The organism is Sphingomonas sp. Leaf37, assembly GCF_920939475.1.
Taxonomy (GTDB): domain Bacteria; phylum Pseudomonadota; class Alphaproteobacteria; order Sphingomonadales; family Sphingomonadaceae; genus Sphingomonas.
The window spans coordinates 403,929-424,266 of sequence record NZ_CAKLAX010000002.1 but is presented as its reverse complement, the minus strand read 5'-3'; the positions used below and the strand labels follow the sequence as shown (position 1 = coordinate 424,266).

General features: G+C 65.4%; 21 protein-coding genes and 1 pseudogene. 7 read left to right on the top strand and 15 right to left on the bottom strand.

Annotated features, from left to right (window positions below; translation table 11 throughout):
• Nucleotides 1–94: 94 nt before the first annotated feature.
• From eda to LRA87_RS07300, 8 genes are all read right to left on the bottom strand, one after another.
• Complete coding sequence (gene eda, locus LRA87_RS07335; protein WP_230630590.1) at nt 95–679, bottom strand: bifunctional 4-hydroxy-2-oxoglutarate aldolase/2-dehydro-3-deoxy-phosphogluconate aldolase; 585 nt, start codon at nt 677–679, stop codon at nt 95–97.
• 37 nt (nt 680–716) lie between these two features.
• Nucleotides 717–1,682, bottom strand: coding sequence for a glucokinase (gene glk / locus LRA87_RS07330; RefSeq protein ID WP_230630588.1), 966 nt, complete (start codon nt 1,680–1,682; stop codon nt 717–719).
• Between the two features lie 109 nt (nt 1,683–1,791).
• The gene (gene edd, locus LRA87_RS07325) at nt 1,792–3,603 is read right to left on the bottom strand and encodes a phosphogluconate dehydratase (protein WP_230630586.1); all 1,812 of its coding nucleotides are present in this window, start codon (nt 3,601–3,603) and stop codon (nt 1,792–1,794) included.
• A 37-nt stretch (nt 3,604–3,640) separates the two neighbouring features.
• Complete coding sequence (gene pgl, locus LRA87_RS07320) at nt 3,641–4,345, bottom strand: 6-phosphogluconolactonase (protein WP_230630584.1); 705 nt, start codon at nt 4,343–4,345, stop codon at nt 3,641–3,643.
• 129 nt (nt 4,346–4,474) lie between these two features.
• A complete protein-coding gene (gene zwf, locus LRA87_RS07315) occupies nt 4,475–5,938 on the bottom strand; it encodes a glucose-6-phosphate dehydrogenase (RefSeq protein WP_230630582.1) in 1,464 nt (487 codons plus the stop codon).
• A gap of 16 nt (nt 5,939–5,954) precedes the next feature.
• Nucleotides 5,955–6,896: an N-acetyl-gamma-glutamyl-phosphate reductase gene (gene argC, locus LRA87_RS07310; protein ID WP_230630580.1), complete on the bottom strand. Its 942-nt coding sequence runs from the start codon at nt 6,894–6,896 to the stop codon at nt 5,955–5,957.
• On the bottom strand, nt 6,893–7,159 hold the full coding sequence (locus tag LRA87_RS07305; protein ID WP_230630578.1) for an SH3 domain-containing protein: 267 nt from the start codon (nt 7,157–7,159) through the stop codon (nt 6,893–6,895). Before LRA87_RS07305 ends, argC begins: the two co-directional genes overlap by 4 nt.
• A gap of 52 nt (nt 7,160–7,211) precedes the next feature.
• Nucleotides 7,212–7,532 carry a MarR family transcriptional regulator gene (locus LRA87_RS07300; RefSeq protein ID WP_230631182.1) on the bottom strand — a complete coding sequence of 107 codons (321 nt, stop codon included), beginning with the start codon at nt 7,530–7,532 and terminating at the stop codon, nt 7,212–7,214.
• Between the two features lie 234 nt (nt 7,533–7,766).
• On the opposite strand from LRA87_RS07300, the gene secG reads away from it, so the two are divergent.
• Both secG and LRA87_RS07290 read left to right on the top strand, forming a co-directional pair.
• Nucleotides 7,767–8,111, top strand: a complete 345-nt coding sequence (secG, locus tag LRA87_RS07295) for a preprotein translocase subunit SecG (RefSeq protein ID WP_230630576.1) — start codon at nt 7,767–7,769, stop codon at nt 8,109–8,111.
• 89 nt (nt 8,112–8,200) lie between these two features.
• Nucleotides 8,201–9,835: a CTP synthase gene (locus LRA87_RS07290; RefSeq protein ID WP_230630574.1), complete on the top strand. Its 1,635-nt coding sequence runs from the start codon at nt 8,201–8,203 to the stop codon at nt 9,833–9,835.
• A 120-nt stretch (nt 9,836–9,955) separates the two neighbouring features.
• On the opposite strand, the gene mltG is transcribed toward LRA87_RS07290, so the two are convergent.
• From mltG to fabD, 6 genes and pseudogenes are all read right to left on the bottom strand, one after another.
• Nucleotides 9,956–10,924, bottom strand: a complete 969-nt coding sequence (mltG, locus tag LRA87_RS07285; protein WP_230630572.1) for an endolytic transglycosylase MltG — start codon at nt 10,922–10,924, stop codon at nt 9,956–9,958.
• 4 nt (nt 10,925–10,928) lie between these two features.
• Nucleotides 10,929–12,188 (bottom strand): beta-ketoacyl-ACP synthase II, encoded by a 1,260-nt coding sequence (fabF, locus tag LRA87_RS07280; RefSeq protein ID WP_230630570.1) that lies wholly within the window; start codon nt 12,186–12,188, stop codon nt 10,929–10,931.
• 182 nt (nt 12,189–12,370) lie between these two features.
• Nucleotides 12,371–12,607, bottom strand: a complete 237-nt coding sequence (locus LRA87_RS07275) for an acyl carrier protein (RefSeq protein WP_017979028.1) — start codon at nt 12,605–12,607, stop codon at nt 12,371–12,373.
• A 120-nt stretch (nt 12,608–12,727) separates the two neighbouring features.
• Nucleotides 12,728–13,468, bottom strand: a complete 741-nt coding sequence (fabG, locus tag LRA87_RS07270) for a 3-oxoacyl-[acyl-carrier-protein] reductase (protein WP_230630568.1) — start codon at nt 13,466–13,468, stop codon at nt 12,728–12,730.
• A gap of 2 nt (nt 13,469–13,470) precedes the next feature.
• Nucleotides 13,471–13,897, bottom strand: a pseudogene (locus tag LRA87_RS07265) (GxxExxY protein).
• 57 nt (nt 13,898–13,954) lie between these two features.
• Complete coding sequence (gene fabD, locus LRA87_RS07260; RefSeq protein WP_230630566.1) at nt 13,955–14,914, bottom strand: ACP S-malonyltransferase; 960 nt, start codon at nt 14,912–14,914, stop codon at nt 13,955–13,957.
• A gap of 195 nt (nt 14,915–15,109) precedes the next feature.
• Between fabD and LRA87_RS07255 the strand changes: the two genes are divergently transcribed.
• The 4 genes from LRA87_RS07255 to rplI all read left to right on the top strand — a co-directional run bounded on the left by LRA87_RS07255 (nt 15,110) and on the right by rplI (nt 16,931).
• Nucleotides 15,110–15,487: an RcnB family protein gene (locus LRA87_RS07255; protein ID WP_230630565.1), complete on the top strand. Its 378-nt coding sequence runs from the start codon at nt 15,110–15,112 to the stop codon at nt 15,485–15,487.
• Nucleotides 15,488–15,645: 158 nt separating this feature from the next.
• Entirely contained in the window at nt 15,646–16,089 is a 444-nt protein-coding gene (gene rpsF, locus LRA87_RS07250) for a 30S ribosomal protein S6 (protein ID WP_230630563.1), read from the top strand.
• Nucleotides 16,089–16,313: a 30S ribosomal protein S18 gene (gene rpsR / locus LRA87_RS07245; protein ID WP_007403456.1), complete on the top strand. Its 225-nt coding sequence runs from the start codon at nt 16,089–16,091 to the stop codon at nt 16,311–16,313. The genes rpsF and rpsR overlap by 1 nt, the downstream gene beginning before the upstream one ends.
• Nucleotides 16,314–16,325: 12 nt before the next feature.
• Entirely contained in the window at nt 16,326–16,931 is a 606-nt protein-coding gene (rplI, locus tag LRA87_RS07240; RefSeq protein ID WP_230630561.1) for a 50S ribosomal protein L9, read from the top strand.
• Between the two features lie 421 nt (nt 16,932–17,352).
• On the opposite strand, the gene mutL is transcribed toward rplI, so the two are convergent.
• Nucleotides 17,353–19,122 (bottom strand): DNA mismatch repair endonuclease MutL, encoded by a 1,770-nt coding sequence (gene mutL, locus LRA87_RS07235; protein WP_230630559.1) that lies wholly within the window; start codon nt 19,120–19,122, stop codon nt 17,353–17,355.
• A 130-nt stretch (nt 19,123–19,252) separates the two neighbouring features.
• Here mutL and LRA87_RS07230 point away from each other — a divergent pair, with 130 nt between their 5' ends.
• On the top strand, nt 19,253–20,299 hold the full coding sequence (locus LRA87_RS07230) for a rod shape-determining protein (protein ID WP_277998318.1): 1,047 nt from the start codon (nt 19,253–19,255) through the stop codon (nt 20,297–20,299).
• Nucleotides 20,300–20,338: the final 39 nt, after the last annotated feature.

Below are 20,338 nucleotides of genomic sequence, written 5' to 3'. Positions count from 1 at the left end.
AACCATCACTTACGTGTCCGTCAGTTCGAACGCAGCGAAGTGACCCGGGATCCTGCGAGGTCCCGGGCCGATCCGCTGCGCTTGCAGAGACAGTTTATCCTCGCAGGCCGGACGCGGCGCGGGCCTTCGCTTCGACGTCGGTCATCGAGCCGCCCGTCACCCAGCTGCCACCGACGCAGAGTACCGGCTTGAATGCCAGCCAGTCGGGCGCGGAGGCTTCGGTGATCCCGCCGGTGGGGCAGAAGCGGCACTGGTAGAATGGAGCGGCGAGTGCCTTCAGCGCCTTCAGCCCGCCCGAGGTTTCGGCGGGAAAGAACTTGAAGTGGGTCAGGCCGAGGTCGAGGCCGCGCATGATGTCGCCCGCGGTCGCGGTGCCCGGCAGATAGGCGACGCCAGCGTCGAGGATCGGTCGCGCCAGCCGTTCGGTCAGACCGGGCGAGACGATGAATTCGACGCCCGCATCGATTACATCGCGCGCCTGCGCCTCGTTGACGACGGTACCGGCGCCGACGATCGCGCCGGGGACCTTCCTCATCTCGGCGATCGCTTCCATCGCCGCACCTGTGCGGAGGGTGACTTCGAGCACCTTCAGGCCGCCGGCTACCAGCGCCTCGGCCAGCTGACGGGCGGTGGCGGCGTCGTCGATCACCAGCACCGGGATGACGGCGCTGGTCTGCATGATAGTCGCGATATCGGTCACGATGCGTGCTGCCTTTCTAAGCGTGTTCTTGGGCAAAAGCGGCCGCGGCACCGAACAGGCCCGGCTGCGGGTGGGTAATGAGCTTGACGGGAATGCCCGCCATCAAAGTCTGGAACCGGCCCTTGGCCTGAAAGCGCTGATCGAAGCCGGAGCGGATCAGTTTGTCCTTGATCCGCAGGCCGAGCCCACCCGCGATCACTACGCCCTTCGCGCCATGCGCCAGCGCGAGGTCGCCCGCCACCGCGCCTAGCGCGAGGCAGAAGCGGTCGAGCGCGGCGAGCGCGATCGAATCGGTGCCCTCGATCGCCTCGGTCCAGATCGTCTTGTCGTCGCGGCTGGGCACGGCGCGCCCCTCCATCTCGGCGAGCGTTTCGTAGATCGCGACGATACCGGGGCCGGAGCAGATGCGCTCGGCGGAGACGCGCGTGTAGGTGCGACGGAGGCGCTTGACGAAGGCGTCCTCGATCCCGTCGAGTGGCGCGTAATCGACGTGCCCTCCTTCGGTCGGGAGAACGTGGTAACGGCCGTCGGTCTTGAAGACCTGCGCGACGCCAAGCCCGGTGCCGGGTCCGCAGACGGTGGTAACGCCCTGCGCCGGTAGCGCGTTGTCCGGACCACAGAGATGTTCGAAATGCTCGGCTGGCAACTGCGCCACGGCGTGGCCTACCGCGCCGAAATCGTTGATGACGGTGTAGACATCGGCCCCCAGCCGTTCGGGGATCAGCGAGGGGCGGATCACCCACGGATTGTTGGTCAGGCGGATGATGTCGCCGGTGATCGGCGAGGCGACGGAGATCGCCGCCGCCTTGGGGAGCGGGGTGCCGTGACGGGCGGCGAACGCCTGCCATGCGGTCTGCAGGCTGGCGTGTTCCGCGGTCTTCAGCGTCACGGGTTCGCCGAGCGCGACGACGTGGCCGTCCTCGACTTCCGCAATGGCGAAGCGGGCGTGGGTGCCGCCGATGTCGACGCTGACGAGTTGCATGCTTCTCTCTCCAATCACCGCTTCTTGTGCTCCTGCGCGGGCAGGAGCCCAGAGTTCCGAACGCACCGCTGGTGGCCCTGGGCTCCTGCCTGCGCAGGAGCACGGAGCGTTAAAGCCCCGCTACCGCCAGCATGCCCGATGCGCCCTTTTCGGCCTCGTCCGCCAGCCCGCGGAACATGCCGAACAGCTCGCGGCCCATGCCGGTCGCCGCGCCCGGTGCGTCGCATAATGGACGCTCAAGCCATTCCGCGGCATCGACCAGCGCGTCGAGCCGACCGTTGACCGCATCGACGCGGATGATGTCGCCATCACGAATCTTGCCGATCGCGCCGTTGCCCAGCGCTTCCGGCGAACAATGGATCGCGCAGGGCACCTTGCCGCTGGCGCCCGACATGCGGCCATCTGTCACGAGCGCAACCTTGAAGCCGCGGTTCTGCAGCACGCCCAGCGGTGGGGTCAGCTTGTGCAGTTCGGGCATGCCGTTGGCGCGGGGACCCTGGAAGCGGACGACGACGACGACGTCCTGTTCCAGCTCGCCGCGCTTGAACGCCTCGATCACGTCGAGCTGGTCGTGGAAGACGCGCGCCGGCGCCTCGATCACCCAGCGCTCGCGGTCGACCGCGGATACCTTGATGCACGACCGGCCGATGTTGCCGGCGAGGATGCGCATGCCGCCGTCGGGGGAGAAGGCTTCGGCGACCGGGCGGAGGATGCTTGTGTCGCCGCTGTCGCCGACTGGCTCCCACGCGAGCTGTTCGTCGGCGATTACCGGCTTTTCCGCATAGGCGGACAGATCGTCGCCGGTGACGGTGGTGATGTCGCCGTGCAGCAGGCCGGCGGAGAGCAGTTCCCTGACGACGAAGGGCATGCCGCCCGCCGCCTCGAACGCGTTCACGTCCGCCGATCCGTTGGGATAGACGCGGGCGATCAGCGGGACGGCGCGGCTGAGGCGGTCGAAATCCTCCCAGTCGATGACGATCCCGGCGGCGCGGGCGATGGCTGGTACATGGAGCAGGTGATTGGTGGATCCACCGGTTGCGAGCAGGCCGACGGCGGCGTTGACGATCGCCTTTTCATCCACGCAATGGCCGAGGGGGCGGTAATCGTCGCCGCGCCAGCCTATCTTCGCCAGCCGGTGGACGGCGGCGCGGGTGAGTTCCTGACGCAGTTTGGTGCCCGGGTTCACGAAGGCGGCGCCGGGCATGTGCAGGCCCATCACCTCCATCATCATCTGGTTGGTGTTGGCAGTGCCGTAGAAGGTACAGGTGCCCTTGCCGTGATACGCCTGTATCTCGGCATCCAGCAGCTCCTCGCGGCCCGCCTTCCCTTCAGCATAGGCCTCGCGCACCGCCGCCTTGGCCTTGTTGGCAAGGCCGGACGGCATCGGGCCGCCGGGGATCAACACCATCGGCAGATGGCCGAAGCGCAGCGCCCCCATCAGCAGCCCCGGTACGATCTTGTCACAGATACCGAGCAGCGCCGCGCCTTCGAACGTGCCATGGCTGAGCGCAATTGCGGTCGACAGCGCGATCGTGTCTCGGCTGAACAGCGACAGCTCCATGCCGGGATAGCCTTGCGTCACGCCGTCGCACATCGCCGGTACGCCGCCAGCGACCTGCGCCGTAGCGCCGACCTCGCGCGCCCAGACCTTCATCAACTCGGGGTAGCGATAATAGACCGCGTGCGCCGACAGCATGTCGTTATAGGCGGTGACGATGCCTATGTTCATGCCGGTATCGGCACGCAGCGTGTCGCGATCCTCCTCGGTGCCCGCATAGGCGTGCGCCAGATTGGCGCAGCCGAGTTGCGGACGACGGGCGCCGTTGTCCCGTTCGCGCTCGATCAGCGCGAGATAGGCGGCGCGGCTCTCCCTCGATCGCTCGATGATCCGGTCGGTGACGGCGGAGACTTCGGAGTTCATGGCGCGGGTCCCGGGGAGGAGTGCGATGGAGGGAGGCTCAGGGCGCCCAGTGGATATCGACGGGCAGCTCGGCGTCCGCGAGCACGCGACCGATCGGGTAGGGCGAGGACGGCCCCTGATCGATCGCGCGTTCGATGACGTCGCGTTTGCCCTGTCCAGTGACCGCGATCATCAGTGCGCGCGCCGTGACGATGCCTTCGCGGCTGAGCGTCACGCGGGCGACCGGCGCCTCAGACGGCAGCGGATCGGGCATGACGCCGAGCGCGCGCCGCTCCTTCGGCCCGGCCAGCGCCTCGTCGAAATCGGGGCCGGGGAAGATCGATGCGGTGTGGCCATCGCCACCGACGCCGAGCAGGCACAGGTCGAGCGGCCAGTGCAGATCCTGCATCAGCGCGTCCGCCGAACGACCGGCACTTTTGTAATCGGCGGTCGCCTGCGGGACGATCGGCATGACGCGTGCGCCCTTGGGGATGAAGGCCTTGGCGATCATGGTGACGTTGGACAGCGCATCACCCAACGGTACGATACGCTCGTCGGTGGGGACGATCGTCACCCGCTTCCAGTCGAGCTTCGCCTTGGCGAGCTTTTCATAGATCGGAACCGGCGTCTTGCCGCCCGACAGCGCGATCACCGCCGCGCCGCGCGCATCGATCGCCGCCTCGATGATGAACTGGATATCACCCGCGACGGCATTGGCCATTTCGGCCGCGTCGTCATAATCCCACCATTCGATTTCGCTCATCCGTGTGTTCTCTCGTGTTCTGCGCGTATGGTCGAGCACCCGATAGACCCGGTGTGCCCGCAAGGTAAGTGGCCCCGCATACGTATGGGGGAAGGTTTTGCGCGGTCGTTTGGTTCTGCAAACGCAGGTTCAATCGTCCTGCCAGGTCACCCCGTCGCGCTCGGTGAGGCCGATCGCGCCAGCCGGCCCCCAGGTGCCGGCGCTGTAATGCTTGGGCTTGGTCTTGTTCGCCTCCCATCCGGCGCGGATGGCGTCGATCCAGGTCCACTGCGCCTCCACCTCGTCGCGGCGGACGAATAACGTCTGATCCCCTTCGATCAGGTCGAGCAGCAAGCGCTCGTAGGCGATGCGGCGCCGGGATCCGGCGAATTCGGCGTCCAGGCTCAGGTTCAGCGGTACTTCGCGCAGGCGCACACCCTCGCGATCGAGCCCGGGTTCCTTGGTCATCACCAGCAATTGGACATATTCCTCGGGCTGCAGGCGGATCACCAGCGTGTTGGGCTGGAGCAGACCGCCGCGACCGCGGAACATCGAATGCGGCACAGGCTTGAACTGGATCGCGATCTCGCTGCGACGCTTCGCCATGCGCTTGCCGGTGCGCAGGTAGAAGGGCACGCCTTGCCAGCGCCAGTTGTCGATATGCGCCTTGATCGCGACGAACGTCTCGACGTTGCTGTCATAGCCAAGCTCGTCGTCATAGCCCTTCACGACCTTGCCGCCGACGGCGCCTTCTTCATACTGGCCGGTCACGGTGCATTGTTGCACGGCCTCGGCTTCGATCTTGCGCATCGATCGGAAAACTTTGGCTTTTTCGTCGCGGATCGCAGTGCCGTCGTACAAGGCCGGCGGCTCCATGGCGATCAGCGCGACCAGCTGGAGCATGTGGTTGGCGACCATGTCGCGCAACGCGCCGGCGCCCTCGTAATAACCGGCGCGATCCTCGAGACCGACGGTTTCGGCGATCGTGATCTGGACGTTGTCGATCCCTTGCGCGTTCCAGATCGGCTCGAACATCGAGTTGCCGAAGCGTAACGCCAGAATGTTCTGGACCGTTTCCTTGCCGAGGTAATGGTCGATACGGAAGATGCGGTCTTCCGGGAAGACGGAGGCAACGGTGTCGTTGATCTCCTTGCTCGAGCCCAGATCGTAGCCAAGCGGCTTTTCCAGGCCGATGCGCACCGTGTCCCCGGCAAGGCCGACGCTTTTCAGCCCCTTCACCGCCGGTTCGAACAGCGATGGCGCCGTCGACAGATAGATGGCGAGACCGCCGGAGACGTCGCCGACCTTTTCGGCCAACGCCTGATACGTCGACTGATCCGACAGATCGACCGACTGGTAGAAGATGCGATCAAGGAACCCCGACAGGGCACCTTCGTCCTTGCGATCGGCCGGCAGGAACTCGTCCAGCGCCTTCTTGGCGAAGTCGCGAAAACCGGCATCGTCGAGGTCGCTGCGCGCCGAACCGGTGATCGTCAGCCCATCCGGCAGCAGTCCGTCGGCGTGCAGGCCATAGAGAGAGGGCAGCAGCATGCGCTGCGCGAGGTCACCGGTCGCTCCGAACAGGAGCAGCTTGCCGACGGGATTGCGCTGCATGACGATCCTTGGATTTCTAGAGGATGAGGCCGGCGAGCGGATCGAGCCCGGCCATGATATTGAGATTCTGTACGGCAGCACCACCGGCGCCCTTGCCCAGATTGTCGAGCGTCGCGATCAGGCGGACATGGCCGCTGTCGGCATTGCCGCAGACGCGCAAGGTCATACGATCGGTGCCGGCGTTTTCCTCGATCTCCACGGCAGCCGGATCACCGGAAGCGACCGAGACGAGCGTACTGTCCCGATAGGCGGCGGCGAGCGTATCCTCGATCTGCGCAAGGCTCGGGGCGCCCGGCAATTGCTTCAACGGGAGGGGTATCTCACCCAGCATGCCGCGATTCAGCCGCGCGACGGCGGGTGCGAAGATCGGCGGATGCGTGAGGCCGGCATGATCGCGCATCTCGGGCAGGTGCTTGTGGGACAGGCGGAGGGCGTAAATTCGGAACGCGGTGTCGGTGCCGCCCTGTTCGAATTCGGCAATCATCGACTTGCCCCCGCCCGAATAGCCGGATGTGGCATTGTAGGTCAGCGGCCAGTCGGTCGGCACCAGCCCGGCGCGAACCAGCGGCGCCATCAGTGCGAGGAAGGCGGTGGGGTAGCATCCCGGATTCGACACGAAGCGGGACATGGCGATCCGTTCGCCCTGTCCTGGCGCCAGTTCCGGAAAGCCGTAGGTCCATCCGTCGGCCACGCGGTGCGCGGAGGATGCATCGATGATCCGCGTCGTCCCGCCCCGTATCCCGCCCCGTACCAGAGCAACGGCCTCGCGCGCGGCCTCGTCTGGCAGGCAGAGAATGGCGATATCCGCATCATTTAGCGCTTCGGCGCGCGCCGAAGCGTCCTTACGCCGATCGTCATCCAGCGTCACGACTGTCAGGTCGGTCCTGCCGGCCAGTCGATCACGGATGTCTATACCGGTCGTACCGACCGCACCGTCGATGAAGACCGTGACACTCACGAATCGAAATCCGAAACCTTGTCGAGCGCCGTGCGATCGACATAACCAACCATTCCCGCCCGTACGGAAAGCCCCCAGGCATGCTTCCCGGCGACTTCCAGCACCTCGAACACGTCTCCCGGAGCAAGATCGCCAATCGGCTCACTGAGGTTGCGATCGGCGAACAGCGCGATGCCAGTCAGCACCCGCGCCTTCAGCGGCGCCGCGTAATGCGGAGCAAATACCTGTTCAGCCAAGCGAACATCGGCGAGGTCGCCACGCACCGCGTGCGTCTTCGGGTCGAGGTCGACCGATGGGCCGGTGAGGGCGAAGGCCCTACGCGAGGGCGGGCTGGAGCGACCGGGGGTCGCCTTCGCCAAGGAATTGCCCGAACTCTTCAAGAAACTCTGCCCCTTCGGAAGTACGCGCGACGAAGATGTTGCGCTTGTCGCTGTCGTCACGTTGACGGCGCAGATAGCCGAGCGCACCCAGCCTGTTCAAGGCGCGCGTGACGACGGGCTTCGAGACGTTCAGCGCCCGCGCCAGACCGCGCACCGTATGAGGGCCGGGATTGAGGTAGACGAGAAGGAGCAGCGCCATCTGACGATTGGTCAGATCGGGCTCTCCCGACCGGACGTAATCGACCAGGGCCGTCATCCAGGTGGCAAGGGACTGCGCGGCTGTACCCACGATCAAATATCCGTTTCTGCGCCGTTTTCGGGGCTTTGTTTCGCGGTCATAACGCCCCCGCACGTCCCGGGTTTCCGTTAAATGAACAGGCATGTGTAATAAGTCGGACATCCTGCCGGTGACGGTCGGCAGGAACGGGCGGTTGATCGCGGGCCGGCCCTCGCCTATGTGCGCGCCTTCATCCGATATTCGGGACCTTAGATGTTCACCTTCCTTCTCGTCCTACATGCCATCATCGCTGCCGCGCTCGTGACGGTGATCCTGATGCAGCGGTCGGAGGGTGGTGGCCTCGGCATGGGCGGTAGCCCGTCGGGACTGATGTCGGCGCGCGGTGCGGCCGATTTCCTCACCAAGATGACGGCGATCCTCGCCACGGTGTTCGTCTGCATGTCGATCGCGCTCGCCTTCATCGCGGCCAGCCGCCAGACGCAGACGATCGATACGTCGCTCGCCCGGACGCCCCCGGCGGCTGCCGCACCGGCTCCGGCACAGGATGCCGTGCCGAACGCGCCTGCCGACAACGGCGCGGTGCCGCTCCAGCGCTAAGCCGATCCACCGTTCATCGTAAATCGCGCGCGGGTCCCCCCCGCGCGCTCTTGTCGTTCGACCCCCAAACACGCTAGGCGATTTCTCCCATGGCGCGGTACATCTTCATAACCGGCGGCGTGGTCTCGTCGCTCGGCAAGGGCCTCATGGCGGCCTCTCTCGCAGCTTTGCTTCAGGCACGCGGTTATCGCGTCCGGATTCGAAAGTTCGATCCCTATCTCAACGTCGATCCAGGCACGATGAGCCCGTACCAGCATGGCGAAGTCTACGTCACCGACGACGGCGCGGAGACCGACCTCGACCTCGGTCATTACGAACGCTTCACCGGCGTCGCATCGCGCCAGTCGGACAACGTCACCTCCGGCCGGATCTACAAGACGATCATCGAGCGCGAGCGGCGCGGCGACTACCTCGGCGCTACGGTGCAGGTGATCCCGCACGTCACGGACGCGATCAAGGCATTCGCGCGGGCGGAAACCGACGACCTCGACTTCGTGCTGTGCGAGATCGGCGGCACCGTCGGAGACATCGAATCGCTGCCGTTCATCGAGGCGATCCGCCAGTTGAAGAACGAAGTCGGCCGCGGCAATGCCATCAGCATCCACGTGACGCTGGTGCCGTACATTGCGGCAGCGGGGGAATTGAAGACCAAGCCGACGCAGCATTCGGTGCGCGAGCTCGCGGCGCTGGGCGTACAGCCCGATGTGCTGGTCTGCCGTTGCGAACACCCGCTGCCGCCGTCGGACCGCGCCAAGATCGCCTTGTTCTGCAACGTGCCGGAAAGCGCCGTCATCCCGGCGCTGGATGCCAAGAGCATCTATGCGGTACCGCTGCAATATCACGGCGAAGGCCTCGATTCGGAGGTGCTGCGCGCCTTCGGCATCACACCGTCCTCCGCACCGGACCTGTCTCGGTGGACGGAGATCATGGATCGCCTGACCAATCCCGAGGGGGAGGTCACCGTCGGAGTGGTCGGCAAGTATGTCGGCCTCCAGGACGCCTACAAGTCGCTGAACGAGGCTCTGGTCCACGGCGGCATCGCCAACCGGGTCAAGGTCAACGTCCGCTGGATCGACGCCGAACTGTTCGAAAACGACGATTCGGAGATCATCGGCCAGCTCGAACCCTGCGACGCGATCCTCGTGCCCGGCGCGTTCGGCGAGCGTGGTGCCGAAGGAAAGATCAAGTCGGTCAAATTCGCCCGCGAGCGCGAGATCCCCTATTTCGGCATTTGTTTCGGCATGCAGATGGCCTGTGTCGAGGGCGCACGCGACCTCGCCGGCATCGCGGGCGCGTCATCGACGGAGTTTGGGCCCACCGAGGAACCCGTAGTCGGCCTCATCACCGAATGGATGGGCCGCGATGGTCTCGAAAAGCGTGAAGAGCAGGGCGACATGGGCGGCACGATGCGACTCGGCGCCTATGAAGCCGCACTGGATGGCAACAGCGTCGTGTCGTCGATCTACGGCGGCACCACGATCCACGAACGTCACCGCCACCGCTACGAGGTCAACACCAACTACAAGGATGCGCTGGAACAGGGCGGTCTGGTGTTCAGCGGCATGTCGCCGGACGGCACCCTGCCCGAGATCGTCGAGCGGCCGGATCACCCCTGGTTCGTCGGCGTCCAGTTCCATCCGGAACTAAAGAGCAAGCCGTTCGACCCGCATCCCCTGTTCGCGAGCTTCATCGAGGCTGCGGTGAAGCAGAGCCGCCTGGTCTGATCCGGGCGGCTCTGCCGGCGCTCTTCCCGCGCTTCGTTATCGCAGCGTAGCGAGGTGATCGCTGCGAGCGCGGATGTCGCGTCGCCTACATTCCTGACAATGACGGCAGCGGGTAAACGCCTACATCTCGCCGCGCTGGCGGCGGATCGCGTACCATTTGCGTACGTTTGCATTATGCTGATCGAGCGTGTCGGCGAAGACATGCCCGCCGGTGCCATCCGCAACGAAGTACAGTGCGTTGGACTGCGCCGGATCGAGCACGGCGTCGATCGACGCCCGTCCGGGATTCGCGATCGGTCCCGCCGGTAGCCCGGCCTCGGCATAGGTGTTGTACCCGTTCTTGGCTCGCAGCTCCGACCGCAGGATGCGGCGGCCGAGCGGGCGCCCTTTGGTGATCGGATAGATCACTGTTGGGTCCGCCTGCAGCGGCATGCCACGCTTCAGGCGATTGGCGTACACCGCAGCAACCGTGCGCCGTTCGGACGGCTTGCCGGTTTCCTTTTCGACGATCGAGGCGAGAATGATCGCCTGTTCGGGCGTGCTCACCGCAATTCCCGGCTTCCGTTTCGTCCATGCCTGAGCAAGATAGTCCCGCATCGCGGTCTGCATCCGGGTCACCACCGATGCCCGCGTATCGCCGCGCTGGAAGGCGTAGCTGTCGGGTAGCACCGAACCCTCGGCAGGCACCGGCACGCTGCCGGTCAGCCCGTCGGCCTTGGCCAGCGCATCATGGACCAGCACCGACGGATAGCCCTCCGGCACCACCACCAGCCGTTGCAGCACCTTTCCGCCCTGCAACATCTTCAGGATATCGGACGGGCTGGTGCGTGCGGGAATGCGGTACTCGCCCGCCTTGATCGGCTCGCCCGACCCGAACACTCGCGCCAGCAGCCGGAACCGGCTGGCGGACCTTATCGCACCTGCCTGCTCCAGTTCCCGGGCGGCGGCGGCGAGGCTGCTGCCCTCCGCTACCTGCACGGTCAGGGTCTTCGGCGCGGGACCGCTCCCGCCCCAGCCCTGTACCACGAGGAACGCGGCGACGATCGCCGCAAGGCCGATCAGCAAACCGAGGCAACCGACCTTGCGCACGCGATCAGAGCGCCTTCATCACCAGCGACGCATTGGTGCCGCCGAACCCGAACGAATTGTTGAGCACCGCCTTCACCTGCCGCTTCTTGGCGACATGCGGGACGAGGTCAACGCCGACACAATTCTCACTCGGATTGTCGAGGTTGAGCGTCGGCGGCACGATGCCGTCGCGCATCGCGAGGATGCAGAAGATCGATTCGACCGCACCCGCGCCGCCGAGCAGATGGCCGATCGCCGACTTGGTCGACGACATCGACACGCCGTCGAGCGACGCTCCGAACAGCTTGCGCACCGCGCCCAGTTCCAGTTCGTCGCCGAGCGGGGTCGAGGTGCCGTGCGCGTTGATATAGTCGATGTCCTCCAGCCGCAGGCCGGACTTGCGCATCGCCATCTCCATCGACCGGAACGCGCCCGAGCCCTCCGGATGCGGCGCGGTGACGTGATAGGCATCGCCGGACAGGCCGTAACCGATCACTTCGGCATAGATATGCGCGCCGCGCGCCTTGGCCCGCTCGTATTCCTCCAGGCACAGCACGCCCGCACCCTCGCCCATCACGAAGCCGTCGCGGTCGCGGTCGTAGGGGCGGCTGCCGCGCCACGGTTCGTCGCGGAAGTTGGTGGACAGCGCGCGCGCCTGCCCGAAGCCGGCGATGCCGATCGGACAGATCGCGCTCTCTGCGCCGCCCGCGAGCATCACGTCGGCATCGTCCATTGCGATCATCCGCGCGGCGTCGCCGATCGAATGCGCGCCGGTCGAACAGGCGGTGACGACCGCGTGATTGGGGCCCATCAGCCCGTATTTGATAGAGACCTGACCCGAGATCAGGTTGATCAGCCGACCATGGACGAAGTGCGGCGACACGCGCTTCGGCCCCTTGGCGGCAAGCACCAGCGATTCGCTCTCGATCCCCGGCAGGCCACCGATGCCCGACCCGATCGAACAGCCGGCGCGGAAGCGCTCGGCCTCGGTCATCTCGGTCAGGCCCGCATCCTCGAGCGCCTGACCGGCGGCATCGATGCCATAGACGATGAACGGATCGACCTGGCGCTGGATCTTGTGATCGACGCGCTTGCCCGCGTCGAAGCCATATTCGTGATCCGCCGGCTTCACTTCGCAGGCGTAATTCGAATGATAGTCCGTCGCATCGAAACGCCGGATCGTGTCCGCGCCCGACTTCGAGGCGATGATGTTGGCCCAGGCGGTTTCCACATCCGCGCCCAGCGGGGTGACGAGGCCAAGACCGGTGACGACGACGCGACGCATGCTGTTCTTCCTTCTTTCGTCATCTCCGGCTCGACACCGGAAACCTCATGCCGCCTGAGACCCCGCATTCGCGACGGGGCGACGTTCCTTACAACGCGAAACGGCTCCCCGCCCTCTAGCCGGGGACGGGGAGCCGTTCAAATCCGACCCGATGACATCGGGTTTGGCCGCAGCCGCGGATCTTAGGCCTTGTGCTCGTCGATATAGGTGATCGCGTCCTTGACGGTCGTGATCTTCTCGGCGGCATCGTCGGGGATTTCGACCCCGAACTCTTCCTCGAACGCCATGACGAGCTCGACGATGTCGAGGCTGTCGGCACCCAGGTCGTCGATGAAGCTCGCGTCCTCGGTCACCTTGTCGGCTTCGACGCCGAGATGCTCGACGACGATCTTCTTCACGCGGTCGGCGGTCTCGCTCATGGTATATTCCCTCTTCGCTTTGGGGGTGTTTGTTTGTTCCTGAACGCCCGTAGAACGGGCAGGTTCAGGTGGCAAGCGTCTGTTCAGGGTCGTGCCGAACGGCCGATTCCCAAACCCGGCCTAGATCATGGCCATACCGCCGTTGACGTGCAAGGTCTGTCCGGTGACATACCCCGCCTCACGGCTGGCGAGATAGACGACCGCGGCACCGATGTCCTCTCCGGTGCCGAGATCACCCGCCGGGATGCGGCCGAGCAGCGCGGTTTTCTGCACCTCGGGCAGGCCGTCGGTCATCGCCGAGCGGATGAACCCGGGCGCGACGCAATTGACGGTGATATTACGGCTGGCGAGTTCCTGCGCCAGCGCCTTCGACATGCCTACGAGGCCCGCCTTCGACGCGGCGTAGTTCGCCTGCCCCGGATTGCCGGTCTGGCCGACGACCGAGGTGATCGACACGACGCGGCCGAAGCGCTGCTTCATCATCGGCTTGGCGGCCGCGCGGATCAGCCGGAATGCGGCTTCGAGGTTGACGCGGATCACCTGATCCCATTCCTCGTCCTTCATCCGCATCGCCAGATTATCGCGCGTGACGCCGGCGTTGTTGACGAGGATATCGATCCGCCCCCCCAACGCCGCCACCGCCTGCGGCACCAATGCATCCACCGCGGCGGCATCCGACAGGTCGCAAGGCACCGCGACATGCTCGCCCCCCAACCCGGCGCGAAACGCCTCCAGCTTGTCGGCATTGGACCCCGACACCGCCAGCTTGGCTCCCTGCCCCGCCAGCGCCTTGGCGATAGCGGACCCGATACCGCCGGAAGCGCCGGTGACGAGCGCAGTCATACCAGTGAGATCGAACATATTTAGTCTCCAAGAAGATTGTTCACGCGGAGACGCGGAGACGCGGAGGGGCGATGGTCATTGACGATCGTCGCACTCCCTCCTTGAGCGTCGCGCCACCGAAGTTGATGAGCAGCCCGACGGGCTGCTTGGTGAGGCGTAGATAGGTCAACAATTGTTTGGCATGGATGATCGTCAGCCGCTCGACGGATTTGATCTCTACGAGCAGTCGCTCGTCTACAAGAAGATCGATACGGAACGCTACGTCGAAGCGCATACCCTCGAACTCGATCTCGACCGGCCGTTGGCGGGCAACGGAATAACCAAGCGCGATAAGCTTGCCAGCAAGCACGGTTTCATAAACGCTTTCGAGCAGTCCTGGCCCAAGATCGCGATGCATCCTCAAAGCCAGATCGAGAACGTCACGCTGATCTGGTCGATGTCCCTCACTTCTTCTCCGCGTCTCCGCGTCTCCGCGTGAACAAACCTTCATGCGCTGGCTCTCGATCACACCTTCTTAAGCAAATCCTCGATGTCGTCCATCGTGACCACGCTGATCGCCTCCGCGTCGGGGGCGATGCGCTTGACCATGGGGGAGAGGACCTTGCCGCCGAATTCGACGAACTGCGTCACCCCCGCATCGACCATCGCGAGCACCGATTCGCGCCAACGGACCATGCCCGTCACCTGCTGCACCAGAGCAACCCGGATCGCGCCGGGATCGGCGATCGCCACCGCATCGACGTTGGCGAACACCCGCACCAGCGGCGCGGCGATGCGCGCATCGGCCAGCGCCGCATCCATCGCATCGGCGGCCGGCTGCATCAGCGGGCAGTGGAACGGCGCGGATACCGGCAGCAGCACCGCACGCTTTGCGCCCAGATCCTTCGCCATCGCCACCGCGCGCTCGATTGCGAGACGATGGCCGGAAATCACCACCTGCGACGGATCGTTGTCGTTCGCCACGGTGCAGACCAGTTCCTTGCCGCCTTCAGCGAGAATCGCGTCCACTGCCGCCCCGGCGATCGTCTGCGCCTTGTCGAGGTCCGCGCCGAGCAGCGCCGCCATCGCCCCCTCACCGACCGGCACCGCCGCCTGCATCGCCTGTCCCCGCAGCTTCAGCAGTCGCGCCGTCGTCGCCAGATCAAACGTGCCTGCCGCGCACAGGGCGCTATATTCGCCAAGACTATGCCCGGCGACATAATCTGCTTTGTCGGCCAGCCGCACGCCGCCTTCCCGCTCCAGCACGCGCAGCGTTGCGATCGCATTCGCCATGATAGCGGGCTGTGCATTCTCGGTGAGTTGCAGGTCCTCCGCCGGCCCCTCGGTCATCAGCCGGAACAGATGCTGGCCCAGCGCCTCGTCGACCTCGCCGAACACCTCGCGTGCGACCGGGCTGGCTTCGCGCAACGCTTTGCCCATGCCGACCGCTTGGCTCCCCTGCCCCGGAAAGATGAATGCCCGCATCGCGCGTCTCCTGTGATTGCAGGGTCGCGGCACTAGGCCCGCTCCGGCCGACACGCAACCTGAACGAACCTTGCCGAGTTGCGACACGTTGCGACCGTTTTGCGAGGTTGTTGAAAGAGGTATGCGACATCTCGCTCCTATCTCTTGCTTCGACGCCGGACAGAACGGCGCCTGTAATCGAATGGGAGTTTTGTCATGAAGAAGCTGATCCTGAGCGCCATCGCCGCTACCCTGGTCGCCAGCCCGATGGCCGTAAGCGCCGCGGAGGCTGCGCCGGTCCAGCGCGAGCGCACCGTCACGACCGTCAAGGAGCGTCCGAACGGTCGCACCGTTGTGACGCAGCGCACGACCGTCCGCAATAACGGCATTCGCAACAACGGCCCGCGCAACTGGCGCGCCGGCCAGCACTTCGACCGCCGTTACGCCACCAACTACCGGGTTGTCCGCGACTATCGCACCTATCGTCTCGCCGCTCCGGGGCGCGGGCAGTATTGGGCGCGTTCGGGCAACGATGCGATCCTCGTACGCAACAACGGCACTGTGGTCCGCGTGATCCAGCGTTCGTTCCGCTAACCGCCAAGTCACCTTGCTATTAGTGGCGAGGTCGGTATGAGGCCCACATCCGGGGTGGAGAGCCAGTCTCTCCGCCCCGGTTCGTATTGCACGAGAGAAGACAGCCGGAGGGGCGTCGCATGGGGCGGCGTCAGCGATCGGCCAACGAAGGACAAGGCATGGCTCTGTACGAGCACACGTTCCTTGCGCGCCAGGATCTGGCACAGGCGCAGGTGGACGCGCTGGCGGAAAACGCCACCAAGATCATCGAAGACAATGGCGGCAAGGTCGTCAAGACCGAGACGTGGGGCCTTCGCAGCCTCGCCTATCGCATCGCCAAGAACCGCAAGGCGCATTACGTCATGCTCGAGATCGATGCCCCGGGCAACGTGGTCGCCGAGCTGGAGCGCCAGACCCAGATCAACGAGGACGTGATCCGCTACATGACCGTCAAGGTCGATGAGCTGGAAGACGGTCCGACCGTGATGATGCGCAAGCAGGAGCGTGATCGTGAGCGTCGTGGCGACCGTGAAGGTGGCCGTGATGGCGGACGCGATGGTGGCCCGCGCGGCGACCGTCCTGATCGTGGCCCCCGTCGTGACCGTGAAGAGGAGGCCGCATAATGGCTCGCCCGTTTTTCCGCCGCCGCAAGTCCTGCCCGTTCTCGGCCAAGGACGCTCCCCGGATCGACTATAAGGACGTCCGGCTGCTCCAGGGCTTCGTGTCCGAGCGTGGCAAGATCGTGCCGTCGCGCATCACGTCGGTGAGCGCGAAGAAGCAGCGCGAGCTGGCCCAGGCCATCAAGCGCGCCCGTCATCTGGGCCTGCTGCCCTACGTCGTTAAGTAAGGAGTCCGACACATGGACGTCATTCTGCTTGAGCGCGTCGAGAAGCTCGGCGCCATCGGCGACGTGGTGAAGGTTAAGGACGGTTTCGCCCGTAACTTCCTGCTGCCGAACAAGAAGGCGCTGCGCGCCAACGAAGCCAACCGCAAGGTGTTCGAGGCTAATCGCGCCCGCATCGAATCGGACAATGCCAACCGTCGCGGCGAAGCCGAGAAGGATGCGCAGAGCTTCAAGGACGCATCGGTCACCCTGATCCGTCAGGCATCGAACACCGGCCAGCTCTATGGTTCGGTCGCGGTTCGCGATCTGGTCGAAGCGCTCGAGGCCGATGGCCACAAGGTCGCCAAGAACCAGGTCGTGCTCGACAAGCCGATCAAGTCGATCGGCGTGTACGAGGTGCGCGTCGCGTTGCACCCGGAAGTTGCGGTGACCGTCAAGGTCAACGTCGCACGCTCGCCCGAAGAGGCCGAGATGCAGGCGACCGGCGTCGATGTCATGGCATCGATGTTCGAGCGCGACGAAGCCGGCTTCGTCGAGGATTACGATCCCAACGCCGAGCCGGGCGCGACTGCCGAAGTGCAGTCGGACGATCGGGCTGATGCGGAGCAGGCACAGAGCTAATCTCCCTCTGCCGGCCCATCGCCGACATACGAAAAGGCCGCCCGGTGTATCACCGGGCGGCCTTTTCTTTGTCGAAATGGTCCGTCGATCAGGGGCAGCTGATGCATGCACCCACCACCGCGGCGAGTGGGATCAACGCGAGGACGACCGGAAAAATCTGCTTCATGATACGGCAACCCAGAATTATGGTGTCGGAGTCTGAATGCACGCCGACCGCAAAGGTTGCGATTGCATGAACGCCGCAGGAACCGGCATCCCAAACCGGCACATCACTTTAGGCATGACAACACCTCCGCGAAAGCGGCTTTGACAAGGATGTCTGCGACTGTGCTTGCGGAGGACTGATCAAAGGGTCCGGCAAGCGGCTTTTTTGCCGTTGCAGACGCGCCCAACTAACGCACCGGGAGCTAGGCCAAGCTGATCATTTTCGGCCGAAAAGCTTTTCCACATCCGTCATCGACAATTTTACCCATGTGGGACGACCGTGGTTGCACTGGCCGGAATGCGGCGTCACCTCCATCTCGCGGAGCAGTGCATTCATCTCGGCCACGCCGAGCACCCGCCCCGCGCGGACCGAACCGTGGCACGCCATCGTTCCGGCTACCGCATCCAGTCGCTCGCGCAACGACAGGGCTTCGTCGAAGGCGGCGAGTTCGTCGGCAAGGTCGGTGACCAAGCCGGTCGGGTCCGCCTGCCCCAGCAGCGCCGGCGTCGACCGAACCAGCATCGCAGCGGGACCGAATCGTTCGAGGTCGAGGCCCAGCTCGGCAAGTTCATCCGCACGCGCCTCCAGCCGGTCGCATGCCGGCTCGTCCAGCTCGACGACCTCCGGAATCAGCAAGGCCTGGGCCGCGATTTGTCCCCCGGCGAGCGCCGCGCGCATCCGTTCGAGCACCAGTCGTTCATGCGCGGCATGCTGGTCGACCAGCACCAAGCCATCTTCCGCCTCCGCGACGATATAGGTCTGGGCAACCTGCCCGCGGGCTACGCCGAGCGGATGCGCTACGGTTTGCGGCGCCGGCGCCCATGCGGGTTCGGCGCGCGCCGCCGGCGGCGCCGTAAAGAACGTCGGGCGATCGCGCACGCCCTGATAACCCGCTGCCCCCGGGCCGGCATCCGCCATTGGCCCCCATCCCGGCACTGGCACGGCAGCCAGCTCGGGCCGCCACATCGCCAGCGCATCCTCGCTCGGTCGCTGGACACTGCGATGTCCGGCCGCATCCAGCGCCCGGCGCAGACCGGATACGATCATCCCCCGCACCATCGCAGGATCGCGAAAGCGCACTTCGGTCTTCGCCGGATGGACGTTCACATCCACCTCGCTCGGCGGCACGTCGAGGAACAGCGCCACCACCGCGTGTCGATCCCGCGGCAGCATCTCCGCATAGGCGCCCCGGATCGCGCCCATCAGCAGCCGGTCACGCACCGGTCGCCCGTTGACGAACAGATATTGGTGATCCGCGACCCCGCGATTGTAGGTCGGAATGCTCGCCACCCCGCCCAGCACGATCCCGTCGCGCTCGAGATCGACCGGCACCGCATTGTCGGCAAGCGCCCGATCCGTCAGCGCCGCGACCCGTGCCGGTCGGTCGTCCGCCTGAGCCACACCAAGCGCCCGTCGCCCGTCATGTTCCAACGTGAAGGCAAGGTCGGGTCGCGCCATCGCGAGCCGGCGTACGACATCGAGACAGGCGGCATATTCCGCCCGCGCTGATCGCAGGAACTTGCGCCGCGCCGGCACCCGCCCGAACAATTCCTCGACGATCACCCGCGTGCCCGGCGGCAGCGCGGCGGGCCCTTCGCGCACGACCGCGCCATTATCCACCACCCGCGCCCAGCCCTCCGCACCCACAACGCGGGACTCGATCGTCAGCCGCGCGACGCTGGCGATCGACGGCAGCGCCTCACCGCGAAACCCGAGGGTCGTCACCAGATCGATCGCCTCATCGGGTAATTTTGACGTTGCATGCCGTTCCAGCGCCAAAGCCATGTCGGCGGGCGTCATGCCGCAGCCATCGTCCGTAACCCCGATGCGCGAAAGCCCCCCTTCCGAAAGGGTTACTGCAATCCGATTCGCCCCAGCGTCGATCGCGTTCTCGACCAGCTCCTTTAACGCGCTGGCGGGCCTTTCCACCACTTCACCGGCGGCGATACGATTGACGAGATGTTCGGGAAGACGGCGTATTGACACGCCGCAAGCTCTATACCAAGCGAACGCATCCCGCGAGCCTTCCGCACAACGTGACGAACTTCATGGCCGACACGGTCTGCGGCGGATCATGCGGAGCTTTTTGCGTCCCGAACACGGAACCCAGCGCCCGATGGCATTTCCATTCCCCCGCTTCTTCAAATTCATGTCCCACGACATGGCGATCGATCTCGGCACAGCGAATACGCTGGTCTACGTCCGCGGTCGCGGCATCGTGCTCAACGAACCGTCGGTGGTGGCGGTCGAGACGATCAACGGCGTCAAGCGGGTGAAGGCGGTCGGTGACGACGCCAAGCTGATGATGGGCAAGACCCCCGGATCGATCGAGGCGATCCGCCCGCTCCGCGATGGCGTCATCGCCGACATCGACGTCGCGGAGGAGATGATCAAGCACTTCATCCGCAAGGTGCACGGGCCGCGCAAGTTCGCCCGCTGGCCGGAAATCGTGATCTGCGTGCCTTCGGGATCAACCAAGGTCGAACGCCGCGCGATCCGCGACGCCGCCTCTAACGCCGGTGCGAGCCAGGTCTACCTGATCGAGGAGCCGATGGCCGCCGCGATCGGCGCCGACATGCCCGTCACGGAGCCGATCGGTTCGATGGTCGTCGACATCGGCGGCGGCACGACGGAAGTTGCGGTGCTGTCGCTTCGCGGCCTCGCCTACACCACCAGCGTGCGAGTCGGTGGTGACAAGATGGACGAGGCCATCGTCAGCTACGTCCGCCGCAACCACAACCTGCTGATCGGCGAAGCCACCGCAGAACGCATCAAGCAGGAGGTCGGCATCGCCCGCCCACCCGCCGACGGCATCGGCAAGATCATCTTCATCAAGGGCCGCGACCTCGTCAACGGTGTGCCCAAGGAGATCCAGATCAACCAGGGCCAGATCGCGGAGGCGTTGTCCGAACCGGTCGCGACGATCGTCGAGGGCGTCCGCGTCGCGCTGGAAAACACCGCACCCGAACTCGCCGCCGACATCGTCGATCAGGGCATCGTCCTGACCGGTGGCGGCGCGCTGCTGGAGGGGCTGGACGAGGTGCTGCGCGACGAAACCGGCTTGCCGGTGACCGTCGCCGAAGACCCGCTGACCTGCGTCGCGCTCGGCACCGGGCGTGCGCTGGAAGATCCGATGTTCCGGGGCGTGTTGCAGACAGGCTGAGCCCGGCGAGCTACACGGCGTAACTTCTCAACAGACGGG

What these genes read in the sequence shown, in the direction of transcription:
- edd (WP_230630586.1), bottom strand. Translation starts at nt 3,603, where the DNA reads ATGAACTCCGAAGTCTCCGCCGTCACCGACCGGATCATCGAGCGATCG.
- LRA87_RS07300 (WP_230631182.1), bottom strand. Translation starts at nt 7,532, where the DNA reads ATGACGGCCCTGGTCGATTACGTCCGGTCGGGAGAGCCCGATCTGACC.
- secG (WP_230630576.1), top strand. Translation starts at nt 7,767, where the DNA reads ATGTTCACCTTCCTTCTCGTCCTACATGCCATCATCGCTGCCGCGCTC.
- fabG (WP_230630568.1), bottom strand. Translation starts at nt 13,468, where the DNA reads ATGTTCGATCTCACTGGTATGACTGCGCTCGTCACCGGCGCTTCCGGC.
- eda (WP_230630590.1), bottom strand. Translation starts at nt 679, where the DNA reads ATGCAGACCAGCGCCGTCATCCCGGTGCTGGTGATCGACGACGCCGCC.
- rplI (WP_230630561.1), top strand. Translation starts at nt 16,326, where the DNA reads ATGGACGTCATTCTGCTTGAGCGCGTCGAGAAGCTCGGCGCCATCGGC.
- rpsF (WP_230630563.1), top strand. Translation starts at nt 15,646, where the DNA reads ATGGCTCTGTACGAGCACACGTTCCTTGCGCGCCAGGATCTGGCACAG.
- zwf (WP_230630582.1), bottom strand. Translation starts at nt 5,938, where the DNA reads ATGCAGCGCAATCCCGTCGGCAAGCTGCTCCTGTTCGGAGCGACCGGT.
- LRA87_RS07275 (WP_017979028.1), bottom strand. Translation starts at nt 12,607, where the DNA reads ATGAGCGAGACCGCCGACCGCGTGAAGAAGATCGTCGTCGAGCATCTC.
- LRA87_RS07230 (WP_277998318.1), top strand. Translation starts at nt 19,253, where the DNA reads ATGGCATTTCCATTCCCCCGCTTCTTCAAATTCATGTCCCACGACATG.
- fabF (WP_230630570.1), bottom strand. Translation starts at nt 12,188, where the DNA reads ATGCGTCGCGTCGTCGTCACCGGTCTTGGCCTCGTCACCCCGCTGGGC.
- rpsR (WP_007403456.1), top strand. Translation starts at nt 16,089, where the DNA reads ATGGCTCGCCCGTTTTTCCGCCGCCGCAAGTCCTGCCCGTTCTCGGCC.
- LRA87_RS07290 (WP_230630574.1), top strand. Translation starts at nt 8,201, where the DNA reads ATGGCGCGGTACATCTTCATAACCGGCGGCGTGGTCTCGTCGCTCGGC.
- fabD (WP_230630566.1), bottom strand. Translation starts at nt 14,914, where the DNA reads ATGCGGGCATTCATCTTTCCGGGGCAGGGGAGCCAAGCGGTCGGCATG.
- glk (WP_230630588.1), bottom strand. Translation starts at nt 1,682, where the DNA reads ATGCAACTCGTCAGCGTCGACATCGGCGGCACCCACGCCCGCTTCGCC.
- LRA87_RS07255 (WP_230630565.1), top strand. Translation starts at nt 15,110, where the DNA reads ATGAAGAAGCTGATCCTGAGCGCCATCGCCGCTACCCTGGTCGCCAGC.
- pgl (WP_230630584.1), bottom strand. Translation starts at nt 4,345, where the DNA reads ATGAGCGAAATCGAATGGTGGGATTATGACGACGCGGCCGAAATGGCC.